Origin of the sequence: Bradyrhizobium sp. (genome assembly GCF_016462955.1) — a bacterium.
Taxonomy (GTDB): domain Bacteria; phylum Pseudomonadota; class Alphaproteobacteria; order Rhizobiales; family Xanthobacteraceae; genus Bradyrhizobium.
This window is the reverse complement of the sequence record NZ_JAEMSD010000155.1, coordinates 1-13,464: the sequence shown is the minus strand read 5'-3', so window position 1 is coordinate 13,464 and position 13,464 is coordinate 1. Positions and strand designations below refer to the sequence as shown.

5 protein-coding genes and 1 pseudogene are annotated in these 13,464 nt (G+C 63.7%); 4 read left to right on the top strand and 2 right to left on the bottom strand.

Going from position 1 to position 13,464, the window contains the following annotated elements:
- Nucleotides 1–237 (bottom strand): annotated as a pseudogene (locus JHD07_RS17465) (hypothetical protein); the annotation flags it as partial.
- A 704-nt stretch (nucleotides 238–941) separates the two neighbouring features.
- Between JHD07_RS17465 and JHD07_RS17460 the strand changes: the two are divergent.
- Together JHD07_RS17460 and JHD07_RS17455 are read left to right on the top strand one after the other, a co-directional pair.
- Entirely contained in the window at nucleotides 942–6,014 is a 5,073-nt protein-coding gene (locus tag JHD07_RS17460; RefSeq protein WP_291624403.1) for a VCBS domain-containing protein, read from the top strand.
- Nucleotides 6,015–6,142: 128 nt separating this feature from the next.
- Nucleotides 6,143–8,374, top strand: a complete 2,232-nt coding sequence (locus JHD07_RS17455; protein ID WP_291624402.1) for an adenylate/guanylate cyclase domain-containing protein — start codon at nucleotides 6,143–6,145, stop codon at nucleotides 8,372–8,374.
- Nucleotides 8,375–8,709: 335 nt separating this feature from the next.
- Here JHD07_RS17455 and JHD07_RS17450 read toward each other — a convergent pair whose 3' ends face one another.
- A complete protein-coding gene (locus JHD07_RS17450; RefSeq protein ID WP_291624401.1) occupies nucleotides 8,710–10,305 on the bottom strand; it encodes an ABC transporter substrate-binding protein in 1,596 nt (531 codons plus the stop codon).
- Nucleotides 10,306–10,502: 197 nt separating this feature from the next.
- Here JHD07_RS17450 and JHD07_RS17445 point away from each other — a divergent pair, with 197 nt between their 5' ends.
- Together JHD07_RS17445 and JHD07_RS17440 are read left to right on the top strand one after the other, a co-directional pair.
- On the top strand, nucleotides 10,503–12,161 hold the full coding sequence (locus tag JHD07_RS17445; RefSeq protein ID WP_291624400.1) for an ABC transporter substrate-binding protein: 1,659 nt from the start codon (nucleotides 10,503–10,505) through the stop codon (nucleotides 12,159–12,161).
- A 275-nt stretch (nucleotides 12,162–12,436) separates the two neighbouring features.
- Nucleotides 12,437–13,390: an ABC transporter permease gene (locus JHD07_RS17440; protein WP_061024096.1), complete on the top strand. Its 954-nt coding sequence runs from the start codon at nucleotides 12,437–12,439 to the stop codon at nucleotides 13,388–13,390.
- The last annotated feature ends 74 nt before the right edge of the window (nucleotides 13,391–13,464 follow it).

The following is a 13,464-nucleotide window of genomic DNA, read 5'->3' as shown; positions in this document are numbered from 1 at the left end:
GAGCTGCACCATGTCGTCGTCGAGCCTGTGCTTCAGCGCGGACCATTTTTGCTGCAGGCCGCCCGACGAAATGGCGAAGGCGAACACCCCGAAAGGTTCGGCGGATTTGCGCACGAGGACGCCGGCGCCCGGCGACAGCAGCGTGCCGGCGCGAAGCTCCGCGGCCGATCCGAGCAGGATCAAGCCGCACAAGACAAGGATTGCGCGAAAGGCGCGCGAGCGAGCTGCGGTCTCCATCTGACATCCCCTTCCAGGCTTCGCGAGATCCCCCTCGATCTCGACGTGCCGGGCTTGTTGCTTTCGCGGAGATAGTGCGTGACGGGCCGTTTTGGTCTGCTTAACGCGGGCGGCAGAGGTATCAAAACCGGGTGACAGGCTGAACCAGGCTCGTCTGAATTGCGTCAAATTTTACGATTCCGTGGCTAGGAGGGCGCTTCCTGCCGCGAAATGGAGCCGGTTGCAGGCAAAAGTTGCGACCGCCGCTGATTCTGTTCCCTATGGCTAACAGCCCGCTATTTCACGGGATCTGTTAGTTAGGTCACAGATTTAGCTCAGTATTTGCCGCAGGATGCTGCAGAGCATCATTAGGAAAAGATAAAACAAGTATCTGTTTTGTCTTCTTTACTTTAGACGACTTGGGGCGAGGGGAAATGCCGGCATCTAAGCTTCTTTCGACTGCGGAATTCTTCACTGACGACTTCCGCTTCTCTAAGGAAGCCCCGCCCTGCAGCGGTTCTTTCAGCCAAGTGACACGAAATCACACAAGCAATAGATGGTTTCACTAAGGACTTGGTAATGCTAAGCAAGCTTTGGCGGTCGATACTTACTTAAATTTTAACCCATTTCACGGTGCCCGGTTGAATTACGCTGGCAAATTTGACGCCGCGACGTCGCTGGACGGCCAGGGTTCCAGCTCGCCTGCCTCTATCGCTGCCGATTCCTTGTCGGCCAAATCCTTCATCGCGAAGGCGAATGGCCTCGTGCCGGATGGCGCATTCGTCGTTCCCGACCCTAATCTGATCTTCAACGGCGAGTTCAAGCGAACCGGTCTTGATCTCGTGCTGTCCCACGACGGCCATGAGTACGTGGTTCACGATTATTTCAGGGGCGAAAAGCGTGCGGCGATCGCCTCGCCCGACGGCGCCCACCTCAGCGGCGACGTCGTCAACGCCCTCACCGGCCATGTTCAAGTTGCCCAAGCCGCGCCCGGCGCCTCTGCCGCTCAGGTCATCGGTCACGTCACCAAGCTCGTGGGCAGCGCGACCGCGATCCGTAACGGCGTCTCGGTTATCCTCAACAACGGCGACAACGTCGAGAAGGGCGACGTGGTCTCGACCGGAGCCGATTCGACGCTCGGCATTACCTTCATCGACGGCACCGTGTTCGGCCTGTCCTCCAATGCGCGGATGGTGCTGAACGAGATGGTCTACGACCCCAACGGGTCGAGCAACTCCTCGCTGCTCAGCCTCATCGCCGGCACCATCACCTTCGTCGCCGGCGAGACCGCCAAGCACGGCGACATGAAGGTCGACACGCCGGTCGCCACCATGGGCATCCGCGGCACCGCGGTGCTGACCCAGATCAACTTCGTGGTTCCCGCCGGCGGCGGCGATCCGCAGCCGCAGGCGAGCTTCCAGGTGCTGGTGGAGCCGAACGGCACGACCGGCTCCTACATCCTGTTCGACAAGATCACGCTGCTGCCGATCGCGACGGTCAACCAGGCCGGGCAGATGATCCAGATCAGCGGCGGCAACGTCTCGATCACCAATGCGCTGATGTCGCCGGACGTTCAGAAGCTGATCACGGACGTGTTCACGCTGAAGTTCACCGACAACAACACCAACACCAAGTTGACCACGAACTTCACCGACACGATCACGCCGTTCAGCCAGGACCTGGTGTTCAAGTCGGGGTCCGGCGCCATCGTGACCGCGACCGTCGTCAACCTCAATTTGCAGACATCGGACAAGCCCGGCCCCTCGACGCCGCCCATCGAGCGCATTCCCGGCCAGCCGACCGTGCAGAGCTTCGACGCTGCCGGCAACGTGAAGACGGCGTTCGCGCTGACCGAGCGCGCGGGCACGACCGGCGACACGCAGGCCGATACGATTTCCGGCATCATCCGGTTCGTCGATCAAAACCTCGGCGACCGGCCGACGGTGAGCATCAGCCTCGCCGCCGCTCCGAACTTTGCCTACAAGAACGCCGGCCAGACCGACGTCACCGGCTCGCTTTCCGCGCTCCAGAAGCAGGCCATCGCGGCGACGCAGATCCAGATCAATGTGGTCGCCGACCCCGGCAACCAGAACAACGGCTCGGCGGTCTGGACCTACACGATCCCCGACAAGGTCTTCGACTTCCTCGCGGCCGGCGAGACGCTGACCCTGACCTATATGGTCCGCGTCGACACCAATTTCACGGTGAGCCCCGAGAGCAAGTTCGTCCCGATCACCATCACGATCACGGGGACGAACGACAAGCCGACCGTTGCGACGTCAGGCGGCACCGTGATCGAGTTGGTCGGGACCGGAAACCAAGCTCTCAGCACCATCACCGGCACGGTCACCTTCACGGACGTCGATCTGACCGACCGGCCGATCGTGAGCGCGGAACTCTCGTCCACCCAGCCGTTCAAATATCTCGATTCGGAAGGCAACGACATCACCGCGACGTTGACGCCGGCGCAGCTCGCCGCGATCGCTGCCGTCAAGGTGCCCTTGACCGTGGTTCAAGGTGCCGCAAACGGCAACAACGGCACGGCCATCTGGACCTACAGCGTTCCCGATCATCTGTTCGACTTCCTCGGCGAACACGAGAAGCTGATCCTCAATTACGTGGTGCAGGTCGACGATGGCCACGGCGGCGTCGTCAGCACGCCCCTCACGCTGTCGATCGATGGTGCCGACGTCAACGTCGAGGGCACCAACGACCTGCCGACGATCGTCCAAGACGAGACGTTTGCGACCGGCGCTGTAAGCGAGGACGGGGAAACCCTGACGGCGGACGGCACCATTTCGTTCAACGATCCCGACCTCACGGATACGCACACGGCGAGCTTCGTTCTGAAATCGACGACGTCGAGTGCGCATCTGCCCGGCTTCAGCGATGGCACGTCGCATATCGGCACGTTTGCGCTCCAACCGGTGGCCGAAAGCCCGGGCGCGAGCTCCCGGGGCTCGGTCGGCTGGACCTTTACGATCAACGATAGCGATCCGGTGCTGCAGTCGTTGGCCCAGGGCCAGACCATTACGCAGGTCTACACCGTCAAGGTCGACGATCACCACGGCGGGACCGTCACCCAGGACGTCACGGTGGTCATCACCGGCACCAACGATGCGCCGACCATCACGAGCGATCCCGGGGCGGCCGAGGGAGCCGTGACCGAGGATACCGGCGCAACGCTGACGGCGGGCGGCACGCTCGCGATTCAGGACCTCGACCTGATCGACACGCACACGGCGCAGGTCGCGTTCAAGTCGTCGACCTCGAGCGCCCATCTGCCTGGCTTCGTCGACAATACCACGAAGATCGGCACCTTCACGATCGATCCATTCGTGAGCGAATCCAGCAGCGACACCGACAACGGTGCGACATTGGGCTGGCACTTCAGCCTCGCCAACGGCAATCCGGTGTTGCAGTCGCTGGCCGAAGGCCAGACTATCACCCAGGTCTATACCGTCACGTTCACCGACAACCACGGCGCAACGGTCTCGCAGGATGTCACGGTCACAATCAACGGGACCAATGACACGCCGACCATCACCAGCGGTGCTGCGGCCGCTGCTGGGGCAGTCACCGAGGATACCGGCCTCACTTTGTCGATCGGCGGCACGCTCGCGATCCAGGATCTCGACCTGATCGACACCCACACCGCGCAGGCGGTGCTCAAGTCGGCGACCGCGAGCGCGCCTCTGCCGGGCTTCTCCGGCGACGCGCCGCTCGGGACCTTCACGATCGATCCATCGGTGCTCGAATCCAACACCGACACCAATAACGGGGCAACACTGGGCTGGCACTTCAGCCTCGCCAACGGCAATCCCGTGTTGCAGTCGCTGGCGCAAGGGCAGACCATCACCCAGGTCTACACCGTCACGTTCACCGACAATCATGGCGCACACGTCTCGCAGGACGTGACCGTGACGATCAACGGTGCCAACGATGCGCCGACGATCACCAGCAGCGCCACCGATGCCGCCGGAGCCGTGACCGAGGACGCCTGCGCGACACTGTCGATCGGCGGCACGCTGGCCATTCAGGATCTCGACCTGATCGATACCCACACCGCGCAGGCGGTGTTCAAGTCGGCGACCTCGAGCGCGCCTCTGCCGGGCTTTGGCGGCAACACGCCGCTCGGGACCTTCACGATCGATCCCTCGGTGACCGAGTTCAACAACGACTCGGACAACGGTGCGACGCTGGGCTGGCACTTCAGTCTCGACAACAGCAATCCGGTGTTGCAATCGCTGGCCGAAGGCCAGGCCATCACCCAGGTCTACACCGTCACCTTCACCGACGATCACGGCGCGCACGTCTCGCAGGACGTGACTGTGACGATCAACGGCACCAACGACGCGCCGACGATCACCAGCGACACCGCCGCCGCTGCGGGGGCGGTGACCGAGGATGCATGCGCGATGCTGTCGATCGGCGGCACGCTGGCGATCCAGGATCTCGACCTGATCGACACCCACAGCGCGGAAGCCGCGTTCAAGTCGGCGACGTCGAGCGCGCATCTGCCCGGTTTCGACTGCAGCACGCCGCTGGGCACGTTCACGATCGATCCGTCGGTTGCCGAGTTCAACAACGACTCGGACAACGGCGCGACGCTGGGCTGGCACTTCAGCCTCGACAACGACGATGCGGTGCTGCAGTCGCTGGCGCAGGGCCAGACCATCACCCAGGTCTACACCGTCACCTTCACCGACGATCACGGCGCGCATGTCTCGCAGGACGTGACCGTCACGATCACGGGCGTCAACGACGCGCCGACGCTCGCGGATCTGGACATCGGTCCGATCACGGACACGACTGCTCAGGATCTGACCGGTACACTTGCAGGCCACGATGTCGATAGCGGCGAGACGGCGACGCTGACCTATGCGGTCCTCGATGCAGACCATCACGCAGCGACGACGGTTGCCGGCCTCTACGGCTCGCTGACGGTCAATCCCGACGGCAGCTACAGCTACGTCCCCAATGCAGCGGCCATCAACGCGCTGCCGGATGGCGCCTACGTGGACGAGTTTACGGTTCAGACCACGGACGTGCACGGCGCGACCGGCACCGCGAAGCTCACGGTCGACGTGAGCGGTTCGGACGAGGGCAGCGCGCCGGTCATCGACACCACGCGCTTCCAGGTCGAGCACATCAACGAGAACAGCAACACGATCATCACCGATCTTCAGGTCTCCGACGCCGATTCCAGCACGGATACGTTCACGGTCACGCTGTCGACCGCACATCCTGGCGTCAGCACCGCCAGCGTCTATCCGACGACCGGCACGCTCGATCAGATCAACACAGGCCTCGCGGAGGGCGCAGGCATCGCCTACGATCCGACCGGCGCCGCTCCCGGCGCGGAGTTGCCGGCGACCGACCGGATCACGTTGACCGTCACCGATGCGGCCGGCCACTATGACACCGTCAACTTCATCTTCGCCGAGGGGGCCGGCGGCCAGGACATCACGCTGCAAGGCACCGGCGGCAAGGACATCATTTTCGCCACCGGGTCGAGCGACACGCTCATTGGCGGCGGCGCCAAGGACCAGTTCGTATTCGCGCCGGCATCGTCGCCGGACAATGTCCAGCATACCGTCGAGGATTTCGAGTTCGGTCTCGACAAGATCGACCTGCGGCAGTTCAGCGGGATCGGCTCCCTGAGCGATCTTACGCTGACCGAGCAGAGCGGCGGCACGTTGCTGACGTTGGACACCCAGGAGACGGTCCTGCTCAAGAATGTGGCCATCGTGAATCTCCAGTCCAGCGATTTCATCTTCGGGACCCACAACGCCTAGCGGACGCGGGCGGGCGGCCTTCGGGTGGCAAAAATCTGGAATCCTCGGCATCCAGGAATAGCCAACCGCATGCCGACGCTCCATGATCGCCGCGCCCGGCTCGGTCCGGGGCAGGGAATTCCACCTTCATGAAACGTCTCAAGATCCTGCGGCGGTGGTTTGCGCGGAAGTTCGGCCTCGCGCGGCTGATCTGCCTTGCGTTGCTTGTGCTGTTCGCGGGCGCGCGCCTCTGGGATCCGCCGCCGATCCAGGAATTGCGGCTGCGTACCTTCGACATGTTTCAATTGATCGATCCGCGCCAGAAGGCGGCGCGGCCGGTCGTCATCGTCGATATCGACGACAAGAGCCTCGCCAGGCTCGGCCAGTGGCCGTGGCCGCGCACGCGCATCGCCGACATGATCCAAAACCTCACCAACAACGGCGCGGTGGCGATCGGCTTCGACGTGGTCTTCTCCGAAGCCGACCGGCTCAATCCGGATCAGGTCGCGAGCCAGATGCGCTATCTCGACGACGCGACCCGCGCCAAGCTGCGCGAGCTGCCGAGCAACGATCAGATCCTCGCGGACGCGATCAAGCGCTCGCGCGTCGTGCTGGGCGAGACCGGGCTTCCGGAAGTCCTGTCCGAACTCGACAAATCGCTGCCGTTCACGGGGGTGGCCACGGTCGGGGAGGACGGGGCCGAACGCTTCCTGTTCGAATTCCCCGGCCTGCTGCGCAACGTACCGGTCATCGAGAGAGCCGCGGCCGGCCGCGGCCTGTTCTCGATCCGGACCGAGCGCGACGGATTGATCCGCCGCGTGCCGATGATCATGCTCGCCCAGAGCAACATCATGCCCTCGCTCAGCCTCGAGATCCTGCGCGTCGTCACGGGCACCCCGACCTTGCTGATCCGCACCGACAAGACGGGCATCAAGGCGATCCGCCTCAAGGGCCTGGAGGTTCCGACCGACAAGAACGGTCAGCTCTGGGTACACTATGCCCGCCGGGATCCGTCGATCTACGTCTCCGCGGTCGACGTGCTCGACAATACTGTGCCGCCAGGGAGGTTTGCCGGCAAGCTGGTGCTGGTCGGCACCTCAGCGGGCGGCTTGAACGAAATCAAGACCACGCCGGTGTCCCGGGCCATGCCGGGTGTCGAGATCCATGCCCAGGTGCTGGAGGGCGTGCTGAGCCGCGCGGTGATATCGCAGCCGAACTATGCGCTGGGCGTCGAGCTGATCGCGGCGCTGATCATCGGTCTGCTCGTCATCATCTTCACCCCGAATCTCGGTCCCGTCCGCCTCGTGCTGGCGGGCGCGGCCTTCGCGGCCATTCTGGTCGGCACCTCCTGGTTCTTCTACGCGCAGCACCGCTACCTCATCGACTTCACTTATCCGCTGCTGTCGACCACGGCGATCTACCTGACGCTGATCTTTGCCAGCTTCGTGCGCGAGCAGCGCCAGCGCGTGCAGATCCGCGGCATGTTCGCGCAGTACATGTCGCCGGTGCTGGTCGAGCAGCTGGCGCAGTCGCCGGAAAAGCTCGTGCTCGGCGGCGAGGAACGCGAGCTGACGATCATGTTCTCCGACGTCCGCGGCTTCACCACGATCTCGGAGACCTACAAGCACGATCCGCAAGGGCTGATCGAGCTGATGAACCGCTTCCTGACGCCGCTGACCGACGTCATCATCGAGCGCAAGGGCTACATCGACAAGTACATGGGCGACGCCATCATGGCGTTCTGGAACGCGCCGCTCGACGACGCCGAGCACGAGATCAACGCCTGCGAAGCCGCCATCCAGATGCTCGAGAAGATCGACGAGGTCAACAAAGGTCGCGAGCAGGAGGCGGCCGACGGCGGCCACGTCTACATCCCGCTCAACGTCGGCATTGGTCTCAATACCGGCATCGGCGTGGTCGGCAACATGGGATCCGACCTGAAGAAGAACTATTCGGTGCTCGGCGACAGCGTGAACCTGGCTTCGCGCCTCGAGGGCCAGTCCAAGGAGTACGGCTTCCCGATCATCGTGGGCTCGCGGACGGCGCTCGCCGCCAAGGATAAGTTCGCGATCCTCGAGCTCGACTTCATCATGGTCAAGGGCAAGACCGAGCCGGAAGTGATCTACGCCATCGCCGGCCGCGAGGACGTGATGAATTCGGCCGCCTTCCAGCGCCTGCGCAACATCACCATCGAAATGCTCGGTTGCTACCGCGGCCGCGACTGGCAGGGCGCGCTGGATGCGATCGAGCGCGGCCGTAGAAGCGAAGACGCCGACACGCTGGAGAAGCTGTTCAGGCTCTACGAGGCGAGGATCAGGGATTTCCAGGTCAATCCGCCGCCCGAGGGCTGGACCGGCGCCTATGCGTTGCTGACGAAGTAGGGGGCACACACTCGCTGGTGCCACATACTCGCTGTCGTCCCCCGCGTAGGCGGGGACCCATAACCACAGGCAGCAATTATGGCGCGAGTGACAACTCCGAGTTGTCGTCAAACCACTCCCTATGGTTATGGATCCGGGTCTGCGCGTACGCTTGGCCGGGACGACAGCGGTGGTTGGCGAGACGCTGGGCGTCAACGCGACAGGCGCCAAACACCAACTCTCGTAAGGTGGGCACAAAGGCGCGTGAGCGCCGTGCCCACGATCTTGATCTGCAATGTCGAAAGGGTGGGCACGCTTGCGTTTTGCCCACCCTACGACAGCTGTGCTTGCCGCCCTCACTCCATCCCGATCGTCGTCAGATCCTGGAACCAGTGCTGCGCCTGCACGAACTGCTTGATCTTCGGCGACAGCGCGTGCGGGTTGGTGTCGTGGACGACCCAGACCAGCGTGGCGTCGTCGACGATCAGCGCATGGGCCTGCGCCAGCAGCGCGTCCTGCTTGGCGCTGTCGAAGGTCTGCTTGGCCTCGTCGATCAGCGCATCCACCTTCGGGTTCTTGTAGCCGCCCCAGTTGACGCCCACGGGCGCGATCTGCCCCGAATGGAAGAAGCGGACGATCGCATAGAGCGGGTCCGAGGTGACATAGGCGATGTTGTTGGAGGTGATGCCGGCGTTGATCTCGTCGGCCGCACCCTTGCGCCAATGCGTGTAGAGCGTCTCGAGCTCGACCACCTTGAAGTCGATGTCGATGCCGATCTCCTTGAAGCTCTGCTGCAGAAACTCGTTCATCGGCAGCGACAGCATCTGGCCGGTGCCGCCCTGCGCGATGATGAAGGTGGTCTTCAGCGGCTTGGCCTTGGAATAACCGGCCTCCTCGACCAGCTTCTTCGCCGCGGCGAGATCATACTTCAATTCGAAGCTCGGCTTGCCGAACCACGGGCTCGACGGATCGACCTGTCCCTTCGCGGGCTTCGCCAATCCGTTCATCAGGCCGACCACCGCCTCGCGATCGATCGCAAGGTTGAGCGCCTTGCGCAGGCGGATGTCGGTCCAGGGCGAGCCCGGCAGCACGCTGAGGTGATAGTTCCAGACATGCGGCGTGACGTTGTCGACCAGCTTCATGCCGGCCGCTTTCAGCTGCGGCACCGCGTCCGGCGCGGGCGTCTCGATCAGGTCGACCTGGCCCGCAAGCAGCGCATTGGTGCGCGTCAGCGCTTCCGGCATCGGCACCAGCACGATCTTGTCGGCCTTCGGAATGCGCTTCTTGTTCCAGTAGTCGGGATTCTTGGAGAGCTCGGCGAGTTCGCGCGGCACCAGCCTGGTCAGCTTGAACGGGCCGGTGCCGGAGGGCTGGCTGGCGAACTTGTCCCAGTCCTTGCCGAGCTTGTCGTACTGCGCCGGGCTCGACACCAGGAACCACAGCATCTGATAGGGAAAGAAGGAATCGATCGTCTTGGTGGTGATCTCCACCGTGAAATCGTCAATCTTGGCGTAGCTGGCGACCGAAGGCAGGCGGGTCTTCACCTGCGCGCTCTGCCGCTTGTCGAATTGCGGCGCCTTGTCGTTGAGCACCTTGTCCAGATTCCAGATCACCGCATCGGCATTGAACTCGCTGCCGTCGTGGAACTTCACGCCCTTGCGAAGCGCAAAGCGCCATTTGGTCTTGTCGGCATCGTCGACCTTCCATTCGGTCGCAAGCCCCGGCACCAGCTTGCCGGGCCGATCGGCGACGTCCATCTCCCAGGCCACCAGCGGATCGTAGATCGTGTAGGCCGAGAACTGATAGGCGCCGGCGCCGCGATCGGGCTGGCCGGTGGTGAGCGGGATGTCCGCCATCGAGATGCCGTAGCGCACCACCGTTTCGGCGCGCGCCGAGATTGCGGAGGACGCCAGCGCAAGCACGGCGAGACAGGTCGATAGGCGAATACGCATGGTCCAAAGCTCCCAGGGATTTCGGAGCCGAACTTGCAATCTTGATGCCAGAATAGGCAGACCGTGGTTTCACCTTCCCGCGATCCACAAGGACTTGTCGCCGCAGGGGCAATTTGCAGAAAAAGTTTCTCCTTGGCATAGGCATTGCATACCATTGCATCAAAATTAATCATCCAAAGCCGGAGAAGGACGAGGCGATGCTTACTAAGAAGAAGACACGTGCAGCACTGATCGCGGTGCTCGCTCTCACGACGGCCGCAGCATGGCCGCGCGTGGCCGACGCGCAAACCGTGCTGCGCATCGGCATGACCGCTGCCGATATTCCGCGCACCCTCGGCCAGCCCGATCAGGGTTTTGAAGGAAACCGCTTCACCGGTCTCACGATGTACGACGCGCTGACCGGCTGGGACCTGTCCTCCGCCGAGAAGGCGAGCGTGGTGATTCCCGGCCTTGCCACCGAGTGGAAGGTCGACGATGCCGACAAGACCAAATGGGTCTTCAAGCTGCGCCCCGGCGTCACTTTCCACGACGGCTCGCCCTTCAACGCGGACGCCGTGGTGTGGAACGTCGAGAAGGTGCTGAAGCAGGACGCGCCGCAATTCGACGCCAGCCAGGTCGGCGTCACGGCCTCGCGCATGCCGACGCTGGCCTCGGCAAAGAAGATCGACGACATGACCGTCGAGCTCACCACCAAGGAGCCCGACAGCTTCCTGCCGATCAACCTCACCAATTTGTTCATGGCGAGCCCGGCGAAGTGGCAGGCCTTCTACGACAAGGCGGAGGGCGCTGACGCCAAGGCGAAGTCGCAGGCCGCCTGGACCGCGTTCGCCAAGGACGCCTCGGGCACCGGCCCCTGGAAGATGGCGAGCTTCACGCCGCGCGAGCGGCTCGAGCTGGTCAAGAACGCGAACTATTGGAACAAGGATCGCGTGCCCAAGGTCGACAAGATGGTGCTGTTGCCGATGCCGGAGGCGAACGCGCGCACCGCGGCGCTGCTCTCCGGTCAGGTCGACTGGGTCGAGGCGCCGGCGCCGGACGCGATCCCCGAATTGAAGCAGCGCGGCTTCAAGCTCTATGCCAACGAGCAGCCGCATGTCTGGCCCTGGCAGTTCTCGCGCGTCGAAGGCTCGCCCTGGAACGACATCCGCGTGCGCAAGGCGGCGAACCTCTGCATCGATCGTGAGGGCCTCAAGGACGGGCTGCTCGCGGGCCTGATGGTGCCGGCGACCGGCACCTTCGAGCCCGGCCATCCCTGGCGCGGCAATCCCAGCTTCCAGATCAAGTACGACAAGGCGGCCGCGCAGAAGCTGATGCAGGAGGCCGGTTTCGGTCCCGACAAGAAGCTCACGGTCAAGACGCAGACCTCAGCGTCGGGCTCGGGCCAGATGCAACCGCTGGCCATGAACGAATATCTCCAGCAGGCTCTGGCCGAGTGCTATTTCGACGTGAAGCTCGACGTCATCGAGTGGAACACCCTGTTCACCAACTGGCGCCGCGGCGCCAAGGACCCCTCGGCCAACGGCTCGAATGCGACCAACGTCACCTATGCGGCGATGGACCCGTTCTTCGCGCTGGTGCGCTTCCTGCAATCGGGCATGGCCCCGCCGGTCTCGAACAATTGGGGCTTCATCAACAACCCCAAATTCGACGAGCTGGTGAAGAAGGCGCGGCAGACCTTCGATCCCGCCGCACGCGACGCCGCGCTCGCCGAGCTGCACGCGGCCTCCGTCGACGACGCCGCCTTCCTCTACGTCGCCCACGACGTCGGCCCGCGCGCGATGAGCCCGAAGGTCACCGGCGTCGTGCAGCCGAAGAGCTGGTTCATCGACTTCTCGCCGGTGTCGATCGCGAAGTGACGTGCTAGCGGCGCACTCGGTGCACCCTCTCCCCTCCTGTCCGCCGAAGCCTTGGCGAAGGCGGATGTGGGAGAGGGTGGCTTCGCTTTAGCGAAGCCGGGTGAGGGGTCTCCGCGGAGAGACTCTCGCTCGTTTGAAATGACTGTAGCCGCGGATCGATACCCCTCATCCGGCGCCGTAGCCGAAGCTTCGCTTCGGCGTCGACTTAAGAAACGGCCGCCGGAGGCGGCCTATGCCACCTTCCCCCGCAAGGGGAGAAGGAAGAAAGAAACAACGTGCTCGCCTATATCGCCAGACGCATCGTCTATGTCGTCCCCATCGTCATCAGCGTGGCGCTGGTGTGCTTTCTGCTCGTGCACATCACGCCGGGCGACCCGCTCGTCGCCGTGCTGCCGGCGGATGCCTCGCAGGAGCTCGCCGCGCAACTGCGCGCCGCCTATGGCTTCGACCGGCCGTTGCCGGTGCAGTTCGGCCTATGGCTGTTGCGCGCGCTTCATGGCGATCTCGGCAATTCCATCGCGACGGGGCGCCCGGTGCTGGCCGAGGTCATGCGCGCGGTGGGCAACACCGTCACGCTGGCGATCGCGGCCGCCATCATCGGCTTCACCATGGGCGTCCTGCTCGGCCTGATCGCCGGCTATTTCCGCGAGACCTGGATCGACAAGGTCGCGACCTCCTTTGCCATCGCCGGCGTCTCGGTGCCGCATTACTGGCTCGGCATGCTGCTCGTCATCATCTTTTCGGTGCAGCTGAACTGGCTGCCCGCAGTCGGCGCCGGCCCCAGCGGCTCCAATTCCTGGGCCTGGGATTGGGCGCACCTGAAATATCTGGTGCTGCCGGCGATCACGACCTCGGTGATTCCGATGGGCATCGTCACGCGCACGGTGCGCGCGCTGACAGGCGACATCCTGAGTCAGGATTTTGTCGAGGCCTTGCGTGCGAAGGGCCTGCGTGAAACCGGCGTGTTCCGCCACGTCATAAAGAACGCTGCGCCCACCGCGCTCGCCGTGATGGGGCTTCAGCTCGGCTACATGCTTGGCGGCTCGATCCTGATCGAGACCGTGTTCTCCTGGCCGGGCTCGGGCTTTCTGCTCAACTCGGCGATCTTCCAGCGCGACCTGCCGCTGTTGCAGGGCACGATCCTGATCCTGGCGCTGTTCTTCGTCTTCCTCAACCTGCTGGTCGACATCGCCCAAGCCGCGATCGACCCGCGCATCAAGCGGGGCTGATGGTATGAGCCCAGCTGTCGCCACGCAAAAGGTGCGCTCCCTCCCCCGCCTGCGGGGGAGGGTTGGGGAGAGGG

What these genes read in the sequence shown, in the direction of transcription:
- JHD07_RS17455 (WP_291624402.1), top strand. Translation starts at nt 6,143, where the DNA reads ATGAAACGTCTCAAGATCCTGCGGCGGTGGTTTGCGCGGAAGTTCGGC.
- JHD07_RS17450 (WP_291624401.1), bottom strand. Translation starts at nt 10,305, where the DNA reads ATGCGTATTCGCCTATCGACCTGTCTCGCCGTGCTTGCGCTGGCGTCC.
- JHD07_RS17445 (WP_291624400.1), top strand. Translation starts at nt 10,503, where the DNA reads ATGCTTACTAAGAAGAAGACACGTGCAGCACTGATCGCGGTGCTCGCT.